Genomic DNA, 20,421 nt, shown 5'->3' with positions numbered 1-20,421 from the left:
AGGCAACAACATTGCTCTGTCATGCCTCGATTGCGGTTTTAAGCTGAATGTTAAAATATTGGGCGAACGACGATCGCGGGGGACAATGACCACGAACAAGTCTATCTTACGCTTCCTGACCCTCTCGCTGGCGGTAGCTTGCCTGCTCATATTCGCTCGCAGTCTTCATTTTCTGGAGCGCGCCAACGCTCAAACTCCGGCACAGCAACCGATAACTTACAGGGTATTCGATCGCGAAGTTCCCCTCGTCGTTCGAGATGACGCGATCGCGGTATCCTTCAAAGCGCCCGATCTCGCCCAAAGCAGTCCGCAAGTAACGCGAGGAGGAGGAGGAGAGTTTCAGGTTCAGCAAGAACGCAGCCCCGAACTTCCGCTTTACCTACAACTGCAAGAAGATTTACAAGTCGAACCGCCCGCCCCAAGCAGTCCGACTCGAGGCGTTACGCCCTTTGGGGGGGTAGAACCCACCGAGAGTAGTAGTGCCGATTTTGCAGCACCCCTCGCCGTCCAAGTCAGTCCCTTAAACACAGACTACGCTTTAGTTAACTTCACTTCTGGCGGCAGCAATCGGGTGCAAGAGCGCATCGAAGCGCAACCTTATGTCGAAACCACCTTGCCCGTACTCGCGCGCCAAGGCGCAAAAGGCAGTGAAGAAGGCTCGATTGTTTTGCCGAATGAGATTATTCTGACGTTGCAACCGGGACTTTCAGACAGCGAGCGAGAAGCCATTCTCAATGATAATCAACTGGAACTCTTGCACCCGTTTCGCTTTGCGGAAAATCGCTACTTAGTGCGCTCCCGCCTTGCTACCGGACTGGAAGTGTTGCGCGTTGTCGAGCGACTCAACAGCGTTGCCAAAATTCAGTCGGCTACGCCCAATTTTATCCAAACCTTGGTCAATCGCGAGGTGGCGCTGTTGGCTAATGAAAGTGCTGTTGCTTCGGCTTCTCTATTACCGATGCAATGGTATCTCAACAGTCTCCCGCTTTCTACCTGCCTCAAACATACGACTGCCGGATCGGACGGACTCGCCGAACCTGTGGGCAAATGCTTGCAAAGCGAACCAACGAGCAATTTCAGCCAACCGCGCGTCGATATTCGCGCGCCTGAAGCTTGGCAGCTAAGCAACCAAGGGGAAGGGGTGACAATTGCGATTATCGATAGTTGGATTCAGTGGGATCGCCCGGATCTCGCTCCCAATCTATACGAGGTTAGTACGAGCAATGCGCTTCCGGGGGAAGTCCACGGTTGGGATTTTGTTGAAAACGATCCCGACACGCGCATCAGCGAGGCGGAATTGCGCCTCGTTCGCCCTCAGTTTGCAGATTCCTTTTTGCTGGCGGAAGCGGAACTGCGGCAGAAGTATCCCGAAACGTACCAAGATATTCAGAGCAAAAATGCTAAAGCTTCGGAAGCAGAAGTTGCGAAGTTGGTGCGATCTCGCCTTGCCAATCAAGTCGCCGGAGATTTCCACGGTACGATGGTAGCGGGTGCGATCGCGGCGCGTCCTGTCGGCACAGAAGGAACGATTGGCGTTGCTCCGAAGGCGACAATTCTGCCCGTGCGGGTGATGGGGATTAACGATAGTTTTTCTTTGAGTGGGTATTTAGAAGCGATCGCTTATGCTGTGGCGCGGGGTGCGGAGATCGTTAACATTAGCTTGGGTTCTGGGCTTCCGGCGCGCGGCGAAATCGAACTCATCTCCGAACTGTTGCAAAAAAATCCCAAGTTAGTTATCGTTGCTGCCGCCGGTAACGAAAATCGCGGACAATTGAACTATCCCGCCGCGATCGATGGCGTAATTGCAGTCGGTGCAACCAATCGCTCCGGCTATCGCGCGCCTTACAGCAACTACGGTTTAACCCCCAACGGACAAGCGCTTACCCTCGTCGCCCCCGGTGGCGACAACTCCGAACCGCGTCCTTTAGGGCGTATTTTAACCACGGGAGGAACGGGGTTAGATGCTTTTTGGAGCGACATTCCGACAGCAAAAATTACTCCCGATTGGGGACCAAATTTGGACGCGCGGGGTAACTATCGCTGGACGACGGGAACGTCCTTTTCTTCGCCAATGGTAGCAGGCGCGATCGCGCTCGTGAAAGGCAAAGATCTACAGCGCAGCCTCACTCGCGCCCAAATTCTCAACATTCTCGATAAAACCGCCAGTTACGATGGTTTGAAGTTAACCGCCCAAGAGCAAGAAATTTATCAACAACAAGGTAAAAATCGCGTCCCTTCTGCCAATCGTTATTTCTTCGGCAGCGGTTTGTTGAATGCTGAAGCCGCAGTTAAAGCGGTAACGAATCCGTAACTTCAAGTCATTTTTTTGCCTCAATTTATAGTAAAGAAATTTAATCAAAATTGCCTCAAAATTAAACGCAATACTGTAGGGGCATAGCACTGCTCATTGGTGTCAACTTAATTAAGCTTAAACCTGCTCGCGCAGCCCGCCTTGGGTTCAAACCCAAGGCTAATAGCTCAAGTCCTCATTTATAGGACTGGGAAATTCAGATGTATCTAACCCGTTTCAACGGGTTTCAGCTATTAGCCAGGAACTTGAGTTCCTGGCGGGCTAAGTGTTTCACCCTAAGTTGATGCTAATGATCGCTGCTATGCCCTCTTGAGAAATCATGCAAAATCCTATAGAATCAGTCTATAAACGCACCAAAGTCTTGGCTGGTGGGCGCTGCCCACCCTACTAGACCGGCAAGCTTAAAACTTAGCTTTGATTCAATGTTTTGCCTCAATTTATGGCAGCACATTTCAATAAAATCGTCTCAAAATCAAACGCAATTTCGTAGGGGCGAATGGTATTCGCCCGCTAGGTGTATCTCATCCATATAAAAACTGCTATAGTGCTATCAATTTGAGAATTGAGCGATATTTTTAAAGCACAAATCATTAAGATTCATAGCATAATCATTCAAGCCCAAATCGCTCCTGAATTGTGAATAATTTCTGCTTTGCTTCTCCTGCATTTTCAGCAAGTTCTGCAAATTCAAGAAAGCGTTTGAGTTCTTTTCGTAACAAATTGCGTTCGACTTCCCAAGTTTCGCGATCGCACTCCGGCGGCAAAACGATAGTATCGAATAAGTTCGCCCGTTCCTTTCCCGGATAAGGGCGCAAAATTCGCCCCCGACGCTGGATAAATTGCCTCGGATTGCCGGTACTAGCTAAAATCACGGCATTTTGAATGGCGGGAATATCAACCCCTTCATCCAAGCAGCGAATCGCCACTAACCCTTGCAATTCTCCCCGTTCAAACTGCGCGCGCATCGCCTCCCGTTCGGCAAGCGGGGTTTCGGCGGTATAGGTATTAATGCGATATCCCAATTCCGAACCCAACAAGCGGGCGACAGCGGCGAGTTGGCGCTTGCTGCTGGGAACGCTAGCAAATCCGGTTTCACTCTCGCGGGTGACATCGACGCTACCATCGCCGCAATAAAAGAGGGTGTGGGTGGTATTGAGGCGAGGAAGCATCAGTTCGCGCAGGGCGTTGAGTTTGTTGGCGGCGGAACCGACGAGGCGCGATCGCTGCATCAACAAAGCGGTTACAGTAGGATTAGTCTCCCAACCCTCATTTTCCGAAAGCGCCCAGCCGATACGTTTGGTAAGTTTGGCATAACTCCAAGCTTCAGCGGGAGTTAGTTCGACGAAGAGGGGATAGTAGTTGTAGCGGGCCAGTGCGCCTTGCGCGATCGCGTCTTTTAACGTAAACTCCGGCTGTAAGATCGCGCCGAAATAATCCAACAGCAAATCGGTTCCCCCCTCATCAAAGTAGCGTTCCGGCGTAGCAGAAAGCGCCAAACGCAAGCCAATCGATCGCGGTAAACTAGCTTCTAATTGCACCGAACCTAAATTATGCGCCTCATCTCCGACAATTAAGGTTTTTTCAGGTAAAAATTGCAATTGCGATTGAAAATTTTCGCTAACAAAGGTAGAATTCGTCGCAATAATTGTGAGGAAAGGCTGCGTACCAGCGCGAAGGTTATAAAGTTGGTTAGTTAGCTGTTCGTGCCAAGTCCGAACGCTCTCAAAAGCTAGAAGCGGTTGTAAATTAAATTGCTCGCATTCCCGCCCCCACTGCGCGACAAGGTGACGATAAGGACATATAACGAGTAAAACTTGCAAGCCAATTTTAGCGTAAAGTTCGGCCGCGATCGCCAGCGCGACGATTGTTTTGCCGCTTCCGGTTGCCATCTTTAGCGTCCCCCGACCGCGATGTTCTATCCATCGCACCGCTGCCTCTCGCTGGTAGTCCCGCAACTGAAGAGAAGGCAACAAGCGCGGCACTCCCGGCGGCAGACTTCGATAAAATTCTGTCGATGGCGTAATGTTTTCCTTAACTTTGTACGCGCCGCCCTTTTCTTTGGCATTAATTGCCCGGGAAGAACGCGCAAATTCTGCCGCTAAATTTGCCCAGTCCGAATCGGTAAATGTTAATAGAGGTTTTGTTAAAAGATTAAAATCGGCGCTCGCAATGAGATTCGCCGAACGCTCGTATTTCATATCATTTCGACTTTAAGTATTTAACTTGAACCCTTCCAAACAGAGACCATAAAGAATACCAATTTTGGTCGCATTAAGCGTATCGACAAAGAGTTTTCCTCCTGTTAAAATTCCTCGCACGGGTCGAGGCGGACGGCGATAAACGTAAATATTAATTAACTCTAGGGATACGGTGACTGCTGCCGCCGCTGGGACATCCCAGTAAGCCAACTGTCCCGCCGTACTGGTTACGGCACTGCCCCCTAAGAAAAAACCTGTAAGCAGGGCAATTGCGAGTAAGGCAACGCGCCGCCAAGGATTGATGAAGAGTCCGACGATGCGATCGCTAAAAGCATCGAATAACGTGCTGAGACGAGTATTTTGCATCGATTTTACGCTCTGAAGGGTTAAGACGCGGATACTGAGAACATTGTATCAAGCGATCGCTAAAACGCTCTACCCGATTCATTTCAGTCTAAGGCAAACTCTGCCAGCTTCCTACCCAATAATAGAGGGGACGAGGTTGCGAATCGGAGAAACTCGACAAAAGCGCCTGGATTTGAGCTTATGACTTACAGTAGAATGCTTAATTTTTAATTTTTAATTCTCAATTCTTCCCCCCGTTCCAAACCCCAAGCGTGCATTTGTTGGATAACAGGATGTAAGCTTTCTCCCAGTGCAGTCAGCGAATATTCAACCTTTGGCGGCACTTGAGGGTACACTTCTCGATGTATTAAACCATCTGTTTCTAGCTCTCTTAATTGCTGCGTCAGAACTTTTTGAGTAATACCCTCTAGAGCGCGTTGCAATTCGCCAAACCGCTGAGTACCGCGATCGAGTTCTCGCAAAATTAAGAGTTTCCAGCGTCCCGAAATTGCGGCTAGCGTTTGTTCTGCCGGACAATTTTTTTGGGGTTTTGATGAAGTAGAACCGTCCATCGTATCGTTTAGGTAACTATCTGACTTTTAAGTGCGTACTTCCCAGCATACCTACCTTTTCGCTATATTAAAGATACGCACCACAACTGGTAACGCTCAAAAAAAACACAGACGCGATCGCATTATGAGATTGACTCTCCGGAGAACCGACACAATGCGCCATAATGCACATCCTTATCGAATCGCGTCGCTCACCTCAAACTTTTAATCAGGAGGAAAAAATGCTCTCAATTCGTCGCGCTAGCGATCGCGGTCATGTCCATCATAGCTGGTTAGATGCTCGTCATACCTTTTCTTTTGCCAACTACTACGATCCTAATTATATGGGTTTCAGAAGTTTGCGCGTCATTAATGAAGATCGCATCGATCCCGGCGCTGGTTTTGGCAAACACGGCCATCGCGATATGGAAATTATCACCTACGTTCTCGAAGGCACTTTAGAACATCAAGACAGTCTCGGCAATCGGGGAACGATTCGACCGGGCGAAGTTCAATACATGAGTGCTGGAACCGGAATTCTCCACAGCGAATACAACGCTTCTAGCACCGATCCCGTTCATCTCCTGCAAATCTGGATCGTTCCCGATCGCGACGGCTTAGAACCCCGCTACGAACAACGCGATTTACAGCAAGATCGTAACGGCAGTTCTCTTCAACTCATCGCCGCAAAAGACGGCATAGAAGGTGCAATTTCCTTGCATCAAGATGCTAAACTCTATGCAGGAACGATACCCCAAAAAGAATCTTTTTCTTACACCTTACAACCGCAGCGCCATGCTTGGATTCAAGTTGCGCGCGGGGAACTTTCTGTTAACGATACGCTCCTGAATGCTGGGGATGGAGCCGCAATTTCCGAACAAACTCGCTTAGTTCTCGAAGCTAAGACTGAAGCTGAAGTGATACTCTTCGATCTCGCCTAACACGCGCGCAAAAACAGCAACCAGACTAGACTTGCTTACCCTTTTCTTCTCATAATTAATACGGTACGGAGTTCAACTCAAACAACTTGTTCGGTTGCTTAGCTCCCGCTGCTTAAATTAGAAGAAATCGTAGCGTTCTTGTAGGTTGCTGTTTTTGTTATGAAACGAGACAGATAGAATCGGCAATCGTTTTACCTCTTTGCTTCTTTTCAATCAACCCTTTTAGGGTATCTCTGTCAGGGAAGCTTTACTTGCTTCAATTCTTAATTTATCACCCTTTCTTCTTCAGCGGACAAACCCGACACCAAAGTTTACGTTATTCTGAGTAGAAACTATCTTTAATACGAAGAACGGAAAAGAGATCGGTTCCCCGAGCGCGAGATGCGATCGCTCGAAAGCAGCCGCTATAATGGCTATACGGTTCAACCCCGCCCCTTCTAAGATTCGTTCTCAATTCTCGGTATACGGTCATGACCCCCAAAACAACAGCTTTTCGGTCGATAGTCTCTGTCAAACCCGCCTTAGTTCCGAGCTTGGGTCTGAGCGCTGCTTTAGTCTTTGCGTCCTGCGGGCTAGCCCGACCTGCCGCAGCACAGCTAACACCCAATGCGCCCTCTCAAGGCTATCAAAATAACGAAATCGATAACTTCACCGGCCTCGAGCAAGGAAACTTCAATCCGATGGATTGGATACTTCGTTCTACTATGGGACCTCAACGTACCCTCAGCGAGTTTCAGCAAGACGGCAATAAAAAACTCGACAATGCAACAGCAGAGTTCCGCCGCCAGCAAGCCGAACTTTTCCAGCAACAACGCCCCACCCCCAACAATCCCGCCACTTCCGAGAGTCAAACTCTTCCCCTGTCCCAGTAAATACTTCATTCCTTCTAGAACCCGCCCTCTGCTCCAAGTTTGGGACGGGTTAATTTTTTGCACCGCGCTCCCGAGTAATTTGCTAGTCAAGTGAAAGGGAATTCGTTTATTCTAGTAAAAACTGGAGTTCACAGAACTTCACAAAGTCTTGCACGCCACCAAACCCAATGAAATGTATCATTCACCGTCGAGCGCAGTTTTCTGCAAGCCATCGATATTGGTTGCCCGAACTCACGCCCGAAGAAAATCAAGCCAAATTTGGCGTTGGCAGCAACTTTCCCGGACACGGGCATAACTACGTTCTCTATGTTTCTCTTGAAGAGGAACTCGATTGTTATGGAATGGTGCAAAACCTGTCAGATGTCAAGCGTGTCATCAAGCAGGAAGTTACCAGCCAACTCGACTTCTCCTACCTCAATCAGGCGTGGCCGGAATTCGAGCAAACCCTTCCCACGACGGAAAATATTGCTAAGGCGATTTGGCAGCGCCTTATCCCTCACTTACCCGTCGTTAAAATTCAACTTGTCGAACATCCCGAACTTTGGGCAGAATATTACGGAAACGGTATGGAAGCTTCACTGACAATTAGCAATCATTTTAGCGCCGCGCATCGATTAGCTCTCGATAGTCTCAGCTACGCCGAAAATGTCGAAATTTACGGCAAGTGCGCGCGCCCGAACGGACACGGACATAACTATCACCTCGAAGTCAGTGTTGTCGGAGAAATGAACCCCCGCACGGGAATGATTGTGGATTTAGGGGACTTTCAGAAGGTTGTCAACGAACTCGTCATCGAACCCTTCGATCATACTTTCCTCAATAAAGATATTCCCTATTTCGCTAAAGTTGTTCCGACTGCCGAAAATATTGCACTTCATATCGCGAATCTTCTTCAGGAACCGCTGCGAGAACTCGGTGTCGAACTCGATAAGGTGAAATTGATTGAAAGTCCCAATAATTCCTGTGAAATTTATTGCCGTCGTGCTACGCAAACCTTAAGCCTCGCACGGGAAAGCGAACCTGCTTTGGCGAATTAAGCAGGATAAAAACCCCTTTTTCCAGCGGAAAGAGGGGTTAACAAAGGAACATTTTTACGATTTAAATAGTGAGGAGTGCCTTTAAACCCTGTCTGCTGTATATTTCAAGCCATTGCTCGATTGTTGTGACATCCTGTCCGATAATACGAGCGAGATCGGCAGAATTTTTAGCGCGCCCTAACTTAAATAAATAAAGAGCGGCAATTTTATCTTTGAGGTCAAGTTGATTTTGCTCGTGAAAGAGACGTTCTAGGTCGTTAAGTGTTTCGCGAACTTCTGGAAAAAAAGATTGAGAAAACATCATAGCTAGAGAAAGAGAGAGATAGATGTGATACTCCCGATAAAATCACTGAATGATAGGTGATAAATAACAAAAATTCTCCTTAACGAGCCAGTAAATTCTCGTAAGAACTTGCTTTACAATGGACTTACTAAAATTTTTTAACTCGTAGCACGCTTTATAATATTACTATCATATTTTTCTCCTAGAGGGGCTGAGGGGTTAAACCCTACCACGAGTTATTACGGAGTCTTGTTGAAGTTTAAAAGGAATGCTAAAACAAGATGAGCTTATCTAGGAATCTTATAAAAACTTATCTAAAAACTAACATGAGATTGCCACAATCTTGACATTGCAATGTCATCTGAAAACCATAGAGTGTTTTTAAATTAATACTCTTTCTTCTTACAAAAGAATAGGTTCCTTATGACACAAAAACTCACATTGGGTTATTTAGCCCCCCTATCGATCGCCGCGATCGCGTTAATAACTTTACCCGTTCGTGCCGAAACAACAAACCCTTCAGGAAAGGTACATCAACATCAATCGAATAGTGCGGTTGAATTATCCGCCCCAAAAGGCAACAATCGCAACCAAACGCCAAACGGAGCGCATCATCCCAGTAATTCCACCGCTCAGAACAGCAGCAATCGCAGCCAAATGCCAAACGGAGCGCATCATCAGGGAACCTCATCGTCTTCTCATTCCAATCCTACTGCTGCTTCTATGCCAATGTCTCCACCTGCGAATCGCTCAACGGTTGCATCGGCGAACGGCACAATGCGCTTAGGAAGCCGAGGGGAGAATGTCAGAGCGCTGCAAGAAGCTCTGAAGAAGGCAGGATTCTATCAAGGTACAGTTGATGGTGTTTTTGGGCGGGGAACGCGCGCTGCGGTTATCGCGTTTCAACGCAAGCACGGTTTGCCTGCTGATGGTGTGGCAGGTTCTCACACTCAAGCTGCCTTGAACCCGTCATAACGTCATAGAATATTTAATTTCACGGAGGTTTAATGAAACCGGGTTCCTCATTCCAACTAATCTTTTGAGGATAAATTTGAGGAAACCCGGTTTGTAGCGTCGAATTTGCTTGAAATTTATTTTTGAGATGGAAATTTAAAAGTGGCAAGCAGTAAGGTAGATGTTTTAGGGTGAAAGATAAGAATCATCTTTCTCCTCTCTTTATGGCCAGTCAGCGTTGGACAAAATCATTGCCGTTAGCATCGCGTTTGTTTCTGTCGTATCTATTGGTGATGATTGTTGCGGTGGGTGCTTTGGTGGCGATTGGAAAATTATCGTCTCCTCGCTTTTTTGTCTTGCACCTGCAACGTCTGGAGGGAAGAGGATATAGTTTGCAGTACGTTCGCACTTCGCTAGTGCAAGGTTTTGAAACGGCTTGGAATCTCAGTACCTTTTGGGCGGTTTTGGCGGGAACGACGACAGCGGGGATTTTGAGTTATTGGGTGTCGCAACGGATTACGAAACCGCTAACGCAAATCGAGCGGGTGACGCAAAAGTTTGCGGAAGGACAACTCGACAAACGCTTGCCGCCGAGCGATATTCCGGAGTTAAATCGCCTCAGTGCGAGTTTTAATCGCATGGCGATGAGTTTGGAGGGGGTTGAGAAGCGCCGCCGGGAGTTGGTAGGGGATTTGACGCATGAGTTAAGAACGCCGCTGACGGTGATTCACGGGTATTTGGAGGGTTTGAGCGACGCGCATATCGAACCAACCCCGGAGTTGTACGAGCGGTTAATGCGAGAAACGAAGCGGTTGCAGCGTTTGGTGAACGATATGCAGGAGTTGTCGAAGGCGGAGGCGGGGTATTTGCCGATTCGTTTGACGCAGGTGCAGCTTTATCCGTTGCTGATATCGTTGGTGGAGCGGTTTTCGGAGCAGTTGTTGGAGGATGGCCCCGCGATCGCGCTAAAATGTTCGCCGTCGTTGCCTGCGGTTTCGGCTGATAGCGATCGCGCCGAGCAGGTATTAATCAATTTACTCGGTAATGCCATTTCCTACACTGAAAATGGAACCATTACCCTAAAAGCTTGGCAGGATCGCCATTGGGTTTGGGTAGCGGTTAGCGATACAGGGGCGGGAATCGCACCAGAAGATTTGCCCCACATTTTCGAGCGGTTTTGGCGGGCGGGTAGCGAACGATTGAAAGGTTCGCGGGGTACGGGGATTGGTTTGGCGATTTCTAAGCGTTTGGTAGAGTTGCAAGGCGGGCAGATGGAGGTTGAGAGCGAGTTAGGAAAAGGGAGTACGTTTCGTTTTTGCTTGCCCCTGGCGTAAGCTCAAATTCAAGATTCAAAATCATCAGCCTTTAAACTAAACTGCGGTTTGCAGTTGCAAGGCGAGTTGATTGATTCCTTTTTGCAAGTGGCGGCTGACGGTAATGGTACTGACTCCGAGTTGTTTTGCGGCTTCTTTGCGGGATAAGTCGCGCAGGTAAACGAATTCGATCGCGTCTTGGGTTTTGCGATCGAGTTGACTCATCGCTCCTTGCAGTTGCAGGCGATCTTCTTGCCAAGCTTGGCGGGCGCGATCGCGAGGATCGGCGAGTATTTCTTCTAAGGGGAGGGAATTGTCCGTATCTTTGCTCGCGGTTGCATCCAAACTCACGAGGAAGCGATTTTGCGCCGCGCTCTTGCATTCGCGCCATTCTTGCGGGGTCACGCCGAGGGCGCGCGCCACGCCATCTTCTGAGGGTTGATATCCGAGAGAAAGTGCGAGTTCTCCACGCACCTTTTTGCCTTTGCGGTAGAGTTCTTGCCAGCGGCGCGGAATTTTTAGGGTTGTGCTGCGATCGCGAATAAAGTTGAGAATTTCGCCGCGAATGTAAGGAATGGCGAAGGAACTGAAAGCATATCCTTTGCGTCCGTCGAAGCGTTCGATCGCGAGAATCAAACCAATATAACCGACTTGCGATAAATCTTCGTAGGGTTCCGCCGATTGCCTGCTGATTTGATAAGCCACTTTGCGGACTAAACCCGTATTGAGCTTAACGAGTTGATTGCGCAGTTCGATAGAAGGGTTGCGAGCGTAACTGGCAAGAAGTTCGGCGATGCGGAAGTTCGGCGTTTTCATTGGCTTTTGTGGGTGGGTGCAGTGGAATCAAGGATCGCTTTGGGACGCTTTGTGTTTACCCTCTCTAAGGAGAGCTACGATCCGGGTTCGGGCGTGCTTTCCGGACGGCTCTTTTTTTCTCTGTCTATAGTTTGTCTGGATATCTGCGACCGATTGGCTCAATCGTTGGGTTCACTTTTTGGCTCAGTTTTTCAGAACCCGATTTCAGCCAACATTTAGCCCGTCACCCCGGCTTAATGAATAGTGAATAATGAATATAGCGTTTTTCGTTTGCGTGAGGTACAGTTCCAAAAATCAAATCGGTAGGGGCGAATGGTATTCGCCCGCTGAGTGTACCTCATCCATGTGAAAACTGCTATAATGAATGGGGAATTGTGAATAATAAACACTTGAACGACTGTTAGAATTTCTCTCCAAGTCACCCCGTCACCCCGTCACCCCGTCACTCCGTCCCCCAGTCTCCCAGTCTCCCCCTCCCCCCGTCCCCCCCTCACCCTCTCACCCCCTCACCCCCGCCCCCCTCACCAGCAATTCTGAGAAAAACCTTTAGATACGTCCCTAAAAAAATAGCTCGCTATACGCTAGAAAATCATGATTGAGAGCTATTAGGAGAAGTATATGGATAACGAGCTACCGAAATATCGCCTCAGATGCACGTTGACCTTCGGAGATATTTACGGTCAAATCATCGTCTGGCTAATCGTCATTTTCTTGAGCTTGGCGGCGACGCTGGCGCTGTGGAGCAGTACGGGACAACCTTACGCCTTCGCGACGATTGGCATTATCTTAGTGCTGTCTCTTCCTTTTCTGTTATTTGCTTTCGTCACGACTTTGCTCAATCGCATTGAGTTTGAACCGCTCGATGAAGGGGCAGAAACTCGGAAATTATCGCTGGAGCGCCCGTTTCCGGATAAAACCGCGACTTCAAGCCGTTAATCCGAACTGGATTGGGAGTTGGGGGTTCGGAGGTGAGAAGAACGCTCGCGCCGTCCTCCCGTCTCCCGGTTGCTTCAATTTGGATTTTAAAGTCCTGAATGGGTGAATTGAGCTTACCCTATCTCCTAATTACTGCCTAAAAACCGGGCTTTAGACGGTAAGATACAAAAGGGTTTGAGGCATTGAGGCTTTCTACCGCTCGCGGGGGCAAAACTTTAGGATCAAACGTTGTCTATGCCCGTTAACATCAGATTCAATCCCTTGGCGCGCGTTGGAGTCTGGGCAGTTTGTGCGTGGGTTCACATTTCTGGGCTGGGTGTTGGAGAAGCGATCGCAGGAGCGACAGCGCAGCAAGGGGAATACGAAGCTACCTTCCCACCGGAAAAAAGGTTTATATCACAAGACTTAGAAATTGTCAATGGCTCGGAATTGAATTTTGAGATGGCTCAGCGCCCGGTAACAGTGCCGGGTGTAAATTTGCCCGCGATCGAGCCGCTTCCACCAGAACCGCCTTCGACTGCGCCGCAGCCCGCGCCCGAGTCGCCGCCGCAACTGCCGCCGCCCGAAGAGTTGTTGCCGCCGCCGGGAACGATGCCTGAAACTCCGCCGCCCCAAGCAGACACTACACCTTTTGAGGTCGATCGCTTCGAGGTGGTGGGCAGCACGATTTTGTCGCAGGAAGAAGTTGACGAGATAACCAAAGATTTTTTAGGTCGCCCGCTGAGCTTTGCCGAACTCTTGCAGGTGCGATCGCTGATCGCTCAATACTATATCGATCGCAACTACATCACAACGGGTGCAATCATTCCCCCCCAAGAACTAACCGACAGAACCATAACCATTCAAGTCATTGAAGGGGGACTCGAAGCCATCAACATCCAGGGAACGCGGCGACTCAATCCCGGTTATATCGAAAGTCGCCTCGCCCTCGCCGCCGATACTCCCTTAAACATCGATCGCTTGCGAGAAGGCTTGCAACTCCTGCAACTCGATCCCCTAATTGGTAGTATTTCGGCGGAATTATCCGCAGGAACGCGAACTGGCTTTAATGTTCTCAACGTTACAATCGCTGAAGCCAAAACCTTTAACTTCGATGTCGTCCTCAATAACAGCCGTTCCCCCAATGTCGGCAGTTTTCGGCGCGGTGTCGAAGCAACAGAAGCCAACTTCCTGGGGATCGGCGATCGCCTGAGCGCCAGTTATAGCAATACCGACGGCAGCAATAGCCTCGATCTCAGCTATACCGTCCCCCTCAATCCGCGCAACGGCACATTACGCTTTTCCTTTGGGACTTCCCTGAGTAAAGTCATCGAACCCGCCTTTGAAATCCTCGATATCACCTCGCGATCGCGCTACTACGAACTCAGCTTGCGCCAACCCCTGCTGCAAACCCCCAATCAAGAATTCGCCCTCGGCTTTACCCTCTCCCACCAAACCAGTCAAACCGCCCTCGGCATCTTACCCGATCTCGATGGCTTTCCCCTCTCTCCCGGAGCCGATAGCGAAGGACGCACCAAGGTGACTGCCCTGCGCTTCTATCAAGAATGGGTTAATCGCAGCGATCGCGAAGTGTTTGCCGCGCGTTCCCAATTCAGTTTCGGCGTACCCTGGTTCGATTCCACTCAAAACGCCGATCCGCCCGACAGCAACTTCTTCACCTGGCGCGGACAAGCGCAATGGGTGCGACTGCTTGCCCCCGAAACACTCCTGTTATTGCGAACCGACTTGCAAATTGCCGATCGCTCCCTGCTAACCTTAGAACAGTTCGGCTTAGGAGGCAGCGATACCGTGCGCGGCTACCGCCAAGATTATGCCCTCGCCGACAGCGGTTGGCTAGTATCGGCAGAAGGGCGCATTCCCATTTTGCGCGTTCCCAGCATTCAAGGACTGCTGCAAGTCTCGCCCTTTGTCGATTTTGGCTTAGCTTGGGCGACAGATGGGGCGACAGCCACCGAAACGATAGCCGGGATCGGTTTGGGACTGCGCTGGGAACAAAGCGATCGCTTGCAGATGCGTTTAGATTGGGGGATTCCCCTAACCTCAACCAATACTCAACGGCGCACCTGGCAGGATAATGGCTTATACTTTTCGCTTCGCTATCGTTTATTTTAAGATGCAGATTCGAGCGATTTCAAACGAAACAAATGTCTCGCGCTTCGCGTCAATCGCAATCGTCTAGTTTTCCACCACTCTATCAACGCGCTATTCGCAACCCGGCATGGTCAACTCAGTCTCTCGCAACCGCCAACTTCAACGCTTCTCCCTCCCCCTTCTCGCCTCGCTTGCAGGAATTGCCTTCGAGTTATGCTCGGAACGTGCGCTTGCGCAATCGCCCCCTATCTTTGAAAACGCCACCGTCAGCCCCAGCTTTTCACCCGATCCCGTTATCCTGCGCGGGATTAGCGGCGGTCAGTTTCCCGCTCGCGAAATTTCAGGGCGCGCTGAGACAGCCACCGGACCCTGCGTCGGCTTTATGGATAGCTCCCCCGATCATACCCTTACGCTCACCAGCTTTTTTGACTTTCTCAGCATTGAAGTTAATAGTTCCGAAGACACAGACACCACCATGACAGTTAAAGGTCCCGGCGGCGCTTGGTGCAACGACGATATCACCGGCAAAAATCCCGGGATTGGCGGTCAATGGCAAGAAGGAACCTACGAAATTTGGATCGGTTCCTACCAAAAAGATAAATATTTCCCCTATACCCTGCGCATTACGCAAATCCGCTAAGGGGGCGAGGCTAAAGGTCTTTCCTTTCTCCGAGCGGGAAATAGGGAAGTTTAAGCAAAAAAACGATCGCACTTTTGGGGTGCGATCGCATTTAAACAGAGAGTCTCGAAACTTTATTTGACAATACCCGCAAGCGTTGCAACTTCAGGCTTTAACGTTGAGGGCAGCGATAACACATTATCAGCATAAATTCGAGGATTAGTATGGGCGATTTCCGTATGAGCCTGACGAACTTCAGCATTAATTGCTACCGTCGTTGCATCGTACACCTTCATCGCCAAGTTGGGATAGAACCCAATCCCGATAATCGGAATTAAGAAGCAAGCGGCAATAAACACCTCGCGCAGGCTAGCATCGTTGTAATGCGCTTCTGAAGGTAATACGCAACTGGTTCCGAAACAAACCGCCTCTTCATTTCCGTTCTTGTTGGCCGGCGAAATTCCGCAACTGAGATCGGAACCGCAGTTATAGAAGACTTGGCGCAGCAAGTTCAGCAGATAAATCGGCGTGAGAATCAATCCAACCGCTGAGAGGAAGACAGTCACGGTACGGAAGGAAGAACTGTAGATATCGCTGGTGGTTAAACCGACGAACACCGAAAGTTCGCTAGCGAAACCGCTCATTCCGGGTAGGGCGAGGGAAGCCATCGCGCCAGCGGTGAAGAGGGCGAAAACTTTGGGCATCAGCGTGCCGATACCGCTCATTTCGTCCATCATCAGGGTGTGAGTTCGATCGTAAGTTACGCCCGCCAGGAAGAACAATAAGGAAGCGATTAAGCCGTGGGATAGCATTTGTAGCATCGCGCCGCTAATGCCTAAGTCCGTAAAGGAAGCGATACCCAGCAGCACGAAGCCCATATGAGAGACAGAGGAGTAAGCCAGACGGCGTTTCATATTCGCCTGTCCGAAGGACGTTAGCGCGCCGTAAATAATGTTGATGACACCGAGGGTTGCGAGAATCGGAGCAAAGTAAACGTGAGCGTCGCCTAACAGTCCCATGTTTAAGCGAATTAAGCCGTAGCCGCCCATTTTCAATAACACACCCGCTAAAATCATCGAGACAGGTGCAGAAGCTTCGCCGTGCGCGTCAGGAAGCCAAGTGTGGAGGGGGAAGATTGCAAGTTTAACCCCGAAGGCAACGAGCAATCCTGCGTATAAAAGAAGTTCGAGGGCGAGGGGGTAATTTTTCGCACCGAGTTCGACGATATCAAAGGTTAAGTTGCCGCCGCCGTAAAGTCCCATTCCTAATGCTGCGACGAGGATAAAAATGGAAGCAGCAGCGGTATACAGTAGGAATTTAGTTGCAGCGTAGCGACGTTTCGGCCCGCCCCAGATGGAAACCAACAGGTAAACCGGAATGAGTTCGATCTCCCACATGATGAAAAGCAGGAGCAAGTCTTGGGCGACGAATACCCCAATTTGAGCCGAGTACAGCACCAACATCAGAAAGTAGAAGAGGTGGGGTTTGACATTGACTTGCCAAGCGGAGTACATGGCTAAAGTCGTAACAAATCCGGCTAACAAGACTAGGGGCATCGAAACGCCATCAACAGAAAGCGTCCAGTTTAAACCTAATTGAGGCATCCAAGCGAATTTTTCAACCATTTGAAAGGTTGACTTGCTCGCGTCGTAATGTTGGGAGAAAGCGAAGCACATGAGCACAAAGTCTGCGATGCCAACGCTCAGGGCATACCAACGCACTCGCTTGCCACCTTTCGAGGGGACGATGGGGATGATTAAGGATGCGATGAGAGGGAGCGAAACAATCGCGGTCAGCCAGGGGAATCCATCCGCTGTCATGGTGAGCAAAAATACTTAGTTGTGTGTTGCCTCTATTCTACTAAGTTTTGTGAACAATTGTAAAATAGATCTTTGGGATCGATTTTTGTGAAAAATATCAAATGTAAGCGTATCGAGCGTCGAACGAACTTGGTAAAGCGTGTCAAGATAAGGAGGGAGCGCTCTCGATCCAGGTTGGTAGAAGACTGCTTAAGTTGCGTCAAGTCGCGCATCTGAAAGTTTAGGAGACAGAAGAGAAGATGTTGTCAGCTACGATGCTTATGGGGACTGGAGGGGGATTGGGGTTAAATGCGATCGCGTCGAGTGCCGCTTTACCCACTTTCCTAGTGACGCTACGAGAAGGGTTTGAAGCGGCTTTAGTGGTGGGGATTGTCTGTGCTTGTTTGCAAAAAGCCCAGCAAACGCAACTGTATCGCTCGGTGCAATTGGGCATTCTCGGTGGTATTTTAGCTTCGGTGTTGCTTGGAGCAATCTTAGGTGGCCTTCTCCAACAACTTGCTGCCTCAAATGCGCTATACGCGCCGGTTTTTAAGGAATTGTTGGAAGCGGGATTGGGAATTTTTGCGATCGCGATGTTGAGTTGGATGCTGGTATGGATGACGCAGCAAGCGAAGTCGTTAAAAGCAGAAGTCGAGGGCGCGATCGCGGCAGCATTAGAAAATACTAACAATGCAGCTTGGGGCGTATTTGCCCTCATTTTTATCGCCGTCGCGCGAGAAGGCTTTGAAACCGTCCTCTTTATTGCCGCCCAATTTCAGCGCGGCTGGGTTTCTCCGGCTGTCGGTGCGATACTAGGGCTAACTTCTGCGGCGTTGATGGGATTTGCCCTATTTCGCTTCGGCGTTAAAATCAACATCCGCCGCTTTTTCCAAGTGATGGGAATTTTCTTACTGTTAATTGTCGGCGGTTTAGTTATCGGTGCGCTCAAGCATTTGGATGCCGCGATCGCGCTTTCAGGACAAATCGACCCGCAATATTCAGTATTATGCTTCTCTAATCGTGCATCTTGCCTATTAGGGCCGCAATTGTGGGACTTCTCGCAAACCCTACCCGACAAACAATTTCCCGGAATTTTGCTAAAAACCTTATTCGGCTACCGACAAACGTTATTCTTAGGTCAAGCGATCGCTTATCTTGCCTTTCTCGGCTGGGTCGGCAGCATTTATTTTCGCAGTTTAGAACTTAACACTAATTCGTAATTCGTAATTCGTAATTCGTAATTCGTAGTTCGTAATTTATTACTCACCACTCATAACTCATAACTCATAACTCATTAACATGACAAATCCTTGGATTGTCGGCATCCTGCTTAACACCGTTTTATTAAGCTTGGTGTGGTTCGCCCCCAAAAAGTTACTGACTCCTGCTGGGATTCTCAATGCCGGACTCTTAGGCGTTATCGTGTGGGGAACGCTAGGATGGCAGGGTTACGTTGTCGTCGCCTTTTATTTTTTAGTCGGTTCGGCGGTAACCTATATCGGAATGAAGGAAAAAGAAGCCGCAGGCATTGCCGAAAAGCGTTCTGGCGCGCGCGGACCGGAAAATGTTTGGGGTTCGGCGCTAACGGCAGCAATTTGCGCGCTAGCAACCTTATTTATTCCTCCTACGGCGCGCGCTTTAGCTATTCTGGGTTACGTGGCGAGTTTCAGTACCAAACTTTCGGATACCACAGCGAGTGAAGTTGGGAAAGCTTACGGAAAACGCACTTTTTTGATTACGACGCTGCAACCCGTAGCCAGGGGAACCGAAGGCGCGGTAAGCTTGGAGGGAACGATCGCGGGAATTGTTGGTTCGGGCGCGATCGCGGTTTTGGCGCTCGCAATTAGGTTAATCGCGCCGTGGGATATTCTGTGCTGTCTTCTCGCTGCCTTTGTCGCCACTAACCTAGAAAGCGTTATCGGTGCAACCCTACAAGCAAAATTCGATTGGCTGACCAATGAAGTGGTTAATATTATTAATACCGCGATCGGGGCTGCCGTCGCGATCGCCTTGCGCCTTGCCCTTATAAGTCTTAATCTCTATACCTGAAAAAGGCAAAATAGAGTTTAATATTAACTATAAATTAATATTTCGTAGCAAACCGTATGGCAAAAGTTGAAATTTATACTTGGAGTCGATGCCCCTTTTGTATTCGAGCCAAAGCATTACTCAAGGAAAAAGGAGTTGAATTCACTGAGTATTGCATCGATGGCGACGAAACGGCGCGCGCTCAAATGGCAAAACGGGCAAACGGACGGCGTTCCTTGCCTCAAATTTTTATTAACGACCGTCACGTCGGCGGATGCGATGACTTGCACGAACTTGAAGATCGCGGCGAGTTAGATTCCTGGTTACAAGCCAGTATTGATAATTGACAATGGATGAATGGCACTGAAATAAGAGTTGAAAAATCACCCAAAGCATTGATATTTCGTAGGGTGGGCAGCGCCCACCAGCCTTAAGTCAGTGCCATTCGACAATGGATAATTGACAACGTTCGTACAAATTCATTGCTTCCTTAAGGCGAAGTCTCTACTTATAGGTGAGCAAAATTGCCCACCTTTGTACTTTTATATCCCTTGCGATCAATTGTGAGGGGTTTCTATCGCTCTAGGTTTTTCTAAAAAACGCATCGATTGCCACTCGGCTTTGAGCAAACCGTACTGTTCGACATCTTCAAAATTGCCCCACTTCCAAGTATGCTGGCGCAGACACCCTTCGTGCATCATGCCCAGTTTTTGCATGACTCGTCCCGAAGCCGGATTCCGCGTAAAGTGGTTGGCATAGATACGATGCAATTTTAGGGCGGCAAAACCATAGCGAACCGTAGCTTTAGCTGCTTCAGTGCAGTAGCCTCGTCCCCAAAAAGGTTTGCCAATCCAATAGCCGAGTTGGGCATGGATATTAGCGATATCAAGTCCGAGTCCGACTGCACCGCACAATTGCTCTGTTTCGCGCGCGACGACGGCAAAATGAACGGCTTTCCCTTCTTTAAAAGCTTGAGGATGCGAACCGATCCAAGCTTCGGCTAATCCATCTTGATAGGGATGGGGAATGCGTAAAGTTGAGGCAGCAATGTCACGATCGCCTGCCCAACGCTGAACGTCCGGCGCATCATCTAAAGTAAAAGGGCGTAAAATTAGGCGCTCGGTTGCGATAGTGGGTTGTGCAGTTGCATTCATGAATCTGCCCCTTGCAGAATGAGGATTTTTGCGCTCTTTTCTCGAATATTGGTGCAAATTGACAATCTTAGGCATAGGTGTGAAGTTGACGGTGCGAGCGATTGCGCGATCGTAATGAAAGATAGGTACTGAGTCGAGATTCTAAAAACTACAGCTAGTTTTCCCATTTTGGT

Annotated in this window: 19 protein-coding genes; 12 read left to right on the top strand and 7 right to left on the bottom strand. The window is 49.2% G+C overall.

Annotated elements, in window-relative coordinates; translation table 11 throughout:
- Nucleotides 1-85: 85 nt before the first annotated feature.
- Complete coding sequence (locus tag H6G50_RS11685; protein ID WP_190716361.1) at nt 86-2,311, top strand: S8 family serine peptidase; 2,226 nt, start codon at nt 86-88, stop codon at nt 2,309-2,311.
- Nucleotides 2,312-2,919: 608 nt separating this feature from the next.
- On the opposite strand, the gene H6G50_RS11680 is transcribed toward H6G50_RS11685, so the two are convergent.
- The 3 genes from H6G50_RS11680 to H6G50_RS11670 all read right to left on the bottom strand — a co-directional run bounded on the left by H6G50_RS11680 (nt 2,920) and on the right by H6G50_RS11670 (nt 5,426).
- On the bottom strand, nt 2,920-4,509 hold the full coding sequence (locus tag H6G50_RS11680; RefSeq protein ID WP_190716358.1) for a DNA phosphorothioation system restriction enzyme: 1,590 nt from the start codon (nt 4,507-4,509) through the stop codon (nt 2,920-2,922).
- A 12-nt stretch (nt 4,510-4,521) separates the two neighbouring features.
- Entirely contained in the window at nt 4,522-4,875 is a 354-nt protein-coding gene (locus tag H6G50_RS11675) for a DUF565 domain-containing protein (RefSeq protein WP_190716356.1), read from the bottom strand.
- Between the two features lie 206 nt (nt 4,876-5,081).
- A complete protein-coding gene (locus H6G50_RS11670; protein ID WP_190716354.1) occupies nt 5,082-5,426 on the bottom strand; it encodes a helix-turn-helix domain-containing protein in 345 nt (114 codons plus the stop codon).
- A gap of 221 nt (nt 5,427-5,647) precedes the next feature.
- On the opposite strand from H6G50_RS11670, the gene H6G50_RS11665 reads away from it, so the two are divergent.
- The 3 genes from H6G50_RS11665 to H6G50_RS11655 all read left to right on the top strand — a co-directional run bounded on the left by H6G50_RS11665 (nt 5,648) and on the right by H6G50_RS11655 (nt 8,255).
- Entirely contained in the window at nt 5,648-6,346 is a 699-nt protein-coding gene (locus tag H6G50_RS11665) for a pirin family protein (protein WP_190716352.1), read from the top strand.
- 470 nt (nt 6,347-6,816) lie between these two features.
- A complete protein-coding gene (locus tag H6G50_RS11660; protein WP_190716350.1) occupies nt 6,817-7,218 on the top strand; it encodes a hypothetical protein in 402 nt (133 codons plus the stop codon).
- Nucleotides 7,219-7,385: 167 nt separating this feature from the next.
- The gene (locus tag H6G50_RS11655) at nt 7,386-8,255 is read left to right on the top strand and encodes a 6-carboxytetrahydropterin synthase (protein ID WP_190716348.1); all 870 of its coding nucleotides are present in this window, start codon (nt 7,386-7,388) and stop codon (nt 8,253-8,255) included.
- A gap of 61 nt (nt 8,256-8,316) precedes the next feature.
- Here the strand turns inward: H6G50_RS11655 and H6G50_RS11650 are convergent, their stop codons facing one another.
- Nucleotides 8,317-8,559 (bottom strand): hypothetical protein, encoded by a 243-nt coding sequence (locus tag H6G50_RS11650; RefSeq protein WP_190716346.1) that lies wholly within the window; start codon nt 8,557-8,559, stop codon nt 8,317-8,319.
- A 402-nt stretch (nt 8,560-8,961) separates the two neighbouring features.
- Between H6G50_RS11650 and H6G50_RS23865 the strand changes: the two genes are divergently transcribed.
- Nucleotides 8,962-9,513: a peptidoglycan-binding domain-containing protein gene (locus tag H6G50_RS23865; RefSeq protein ID WP_199302825.1), complete on the top strand. Its 552-nt coding sequence runs from the start codon at nt 8,962-8,964 to the stop codon at nt 9,511-9,513.
- 170 nt (nt 9,514-9,683) lie between these two features.
- Complete coding sequence (locus tag H6G50_RS11640; RefSeq protein ID WP_347239922.1) at nt 9,684-10,826, top strand: HAMP domain-containing sensor histidine kinase; 1,143 nt, start codon at nt 9,684-9,686, stop codon at nt 10,824-10,826.
- Nucleotides 10,827-10,862: 36 nt separating this feature from the next.
- On the opposite strand, the gene H6G50_RS11635 is transcribed toward H6G50_RS11640, so the two are convergent.
- Entirely contained in the window at nt 10,863-11,621 is a 759-nt protein-coding gene (locus H6G50_RS11635; RefSeq protein WP_190716344.1) for a sigma-70 family RNA polymerase sigma factor, read from the bottom strand.
- A 618-nt stretch (nt 11,622-12,239) separates the two neighbouring features.
- Between H6G50_RS11635 and H6G50_RS11630 the strand changes: the two genes are divergently transcribed.
- The 3 genes from H6G50_RS11630 to H6G50_RS11620 all read left to right on the top strand — a co-directional run bounded on the left by H6G50_RS11630 (nt 12,240) and on the right by H6G50_RS11620 (nt 15,288).
- Complete coding sequence (locus H6G50_RS11630) at nt 12,240-12,557, top strand: hypothetical protein (protein WP_190716342.1); 318 nt, start codon at nt 12,240-12,242, stop codon at nt 12,555-12,557.
- 234 nt (nt 12,558-12,791) lie between these two features.
- A complete protein-coding gene (locus H6G50_RS11625; protein WP_190716340.1) occupies nt 12,792-14,669 on the top strand; it encodes a ShlB/FhaC/HecB family hemolysin secretion/activation protein in 1,878 nt (625 codons plus the stop codon).
- A 106-nt stretch (nt 14,670-14,775) separates the two neighbouring features.
- On the top strand, nt 14,776-15,288 hold the full coding sequence (locus H6G50_RS11620; protein WP_190716338.1) for a hypothetical protein: 513 nt from the start codon (nt 14,776-14,778) through the stop codon (nt 15,286-15,288).
- Nucleotides 15,289-15,401: 113 nt separating this feature from the next.
- On the opposite strand, the gene H6G50_RS11615 is transcribed toward H6G50_RS11620, so the two are convergent.
- Nucleotides 15,402-17,087: an NAD(P)H-quinone oxidoreductase subunit 4 gene (locus tag H6G50_RS11615; RefSeq protein ID WP_190716336.1), complete on the bottom strand. Its 1,686-nt coding sequence runs from the start codon at nt 17,085-17,087 to the stop codon at nt 15,402-15,404.
- Nucleotides 17,088-17,326: 239 nt separating this feature from the next.
- Here H6G50_RS11615 and H6G50_RS11610 point away from each other — a divergent pair, with 239 nt between their 5' ends.
- From H6G50_RS11610 to grxC, 3 genes are all read left to right on the top strand, one after another.
- The gene (locus H6G50_RS11610; protein ID WP_242032794.1) at nt 17,327-18,286 is read left to right on the top strand and encodes an FTR1 family protein; all 960 of its coding nucleotides are present in this window, start codon (nt 17,327-17,329) and stop codon (nt 18,284-18,286) included.
- Between the two features lie 79 nt (nt 18,287-18,365).
- Nucleotides 18,366-19,115, top strand: coding sequence for a TIGR00297 family protein (locus H6G50_RS11605; RefSeq protein ID WP_190716335.1), 750 nt, complete (start codon nt 18,366-18,368; stop codon nt 19,113-19,115).
- A gap of 56 nt (nt 19,116-19,171) precedes the next feature.
- Nucleotides 19,172-19,441 carry a glutaredoxin 3 gene (gene grxC, locus H6G50_RS11600; protein WP_190716333.1) on the top strand — a complete coding sequence of 90 codons (270 nt, stop codon included), beginning with the start codon at nt 19,172-19,174 and terminating at the stop codon, nt 19,439-19,441.
- Nucleotides 19,442-19,651: 210 nt separating this feature from the next.
- On the opposite strand, the gene H6G50_RS11595 is transcribed toward grxC, so the two are convergent.
- A complete protein-coding gene (locus tag H6G50_RS11595) occupies nt 19,652-20,248 on the bottom strand; it encodes a GNAT family N-acetyltransferase (protein ID WP_190716331.1) in 597 nt (198 codons plus the stop codon).
- Nucleotides 20,249-20,421 lie beyond the last annotated feature (173 nt).

The organism is Oscillatoria sp. FACHB-1406, from assembly GCF_014698145.1.
Classification (GTDB): domain Bacteria; phylum Cyanobacteriota; class Cyanobacteriia; order Cyanobacteriales; family Spirulinaceae; genus FACHB-1406.
This window is presented reverse-complemented; position numbering and strand designations above follow the sequence as displayed.

Bases quoted from the DNA above. Each gene is read 5' to 3' on its own strand.
- H6G50_RS11675 (WP_190716356.1), bottom strand. From the start codon at position 4,875: ATGCAAAATACTCGTCTCAGCACGTTATTCGATGCTTTTAGCGATCGC.
- H6G50_RS11605 (WP_190716335.1), top strand. From the start codon at position 18,366: ATGACAAATCCTTGGATTGTCGGCATCCTGCTTAACACCGTTTTATTA.
- H6G50_RS11670 (WP_190716354.1), bottom strand. From the start codon at position 5,426: ATGGACGGTTCTACTTCATCAAAACCCCAAAAAAATTGTCCGGCAGAA.
- H6G50_RS11625 (WP_190716340.1), top strand. From the start codon at position 12,792: ATGCCCGTTAACATCAGATTCAATCCCTTGGCGCGCGTTGGAGTCTGG.
- H6G50_RS11685 (WP_190716361.1), top strand. From the start codon at position 86: ATGACCACGAACAAGTCTATCTTACGCTTCCTGACCCTCTCGCTGGCG.
- H6G50_RS11595 (WP_190716331.1), bottom strand. From the start codon at position 20,248: ATGAATGCAACTGCACAACCCACTATCGCAACCGAGCGCCTAATTTTA.
- H6G50_RS11650 (WP_190716346.1), bottom strand. From the start codon at position 8,559: ATGATGTTTTCTCAATCTTTTTTTCCAGAAGTTCGCGAAACACTTAAC.
- H6G50_RS11635 (WP_190716344.1), bottom strand. From the start codon at position 11,621: ATGAAAACGCCGAACTTCCGCATCGCCGAACTTCTTGCCAGTTACGCT.
- H6G50_RS11655 (WP_190716348.1), top strand. From the start codon at position 7,386: ATGAAATGTATCATTCACCGTCGAGCGCAGTTTTCTGCAAGCCATCGA.
- H6G50_RS11620 (WP_190716338.1), top strand. From the start codon at position 14,776: ATGGTCAACTCAGTCTCTCGCAACCGCCAACTTCAACGCTTCTCCCTC.
- H6G50_RS11615 (WP_190716336.1), bottom strand. From the start codon at position 17,087: ATGACAGCGGATGGATTCCCCTGGCTGACCGCGATTGTTTCGCTCCCT.
- H6G50_RS11665 (WP_190716352.1), top strand. From the start codon at position 5,648: ATGCTCTCAATTCGTCGCGCTAGCGATCGCGGTCATGTCCATCATAGC.
- H6G50_RS23865 (WP_199302825.1), top strand. From the start codon at position 8,962: ATGACACAAAAACTCACATTGGGTTATTTAGCCCCCCTATCGATCGCC.
- H6G50_RS11610 (WP_242032794.1), top strand. From the start codon at position 17,327: ATGTTGTCAGCTACGATGCTTATGGGGACTGGAGGGGGATTGGGGTTA.
- grxC (WP_190716333.1), top strand. From the start codon at position 19,172: ATGGCAAAAGTTGAAATTTATACTTGGAGTCGATGCCCCTTTTGTATT.
- H6G50_RS11680 (WP_190716358.1), bottom strand. From the start codon at position 4,509: ATGAAATACGAGCGTTCGGCGAATCTCATTGCGAGCGCCGATTTTAAT.
- H6G50_RS11630 (WP_190716342.1), top strand. From the start codon at position 12,240: ATGGATAACGAGCTACCGAAATATCGCCTCAGATGCACGTTGACCTTC.
- H6G50_RS11660 (WP_190716350.1), top strand. From the start codon at position 6,817: ATGACCCCCAAAACAACAGCTTTTCGGTCGATAGTCTCTGTCAAACCC.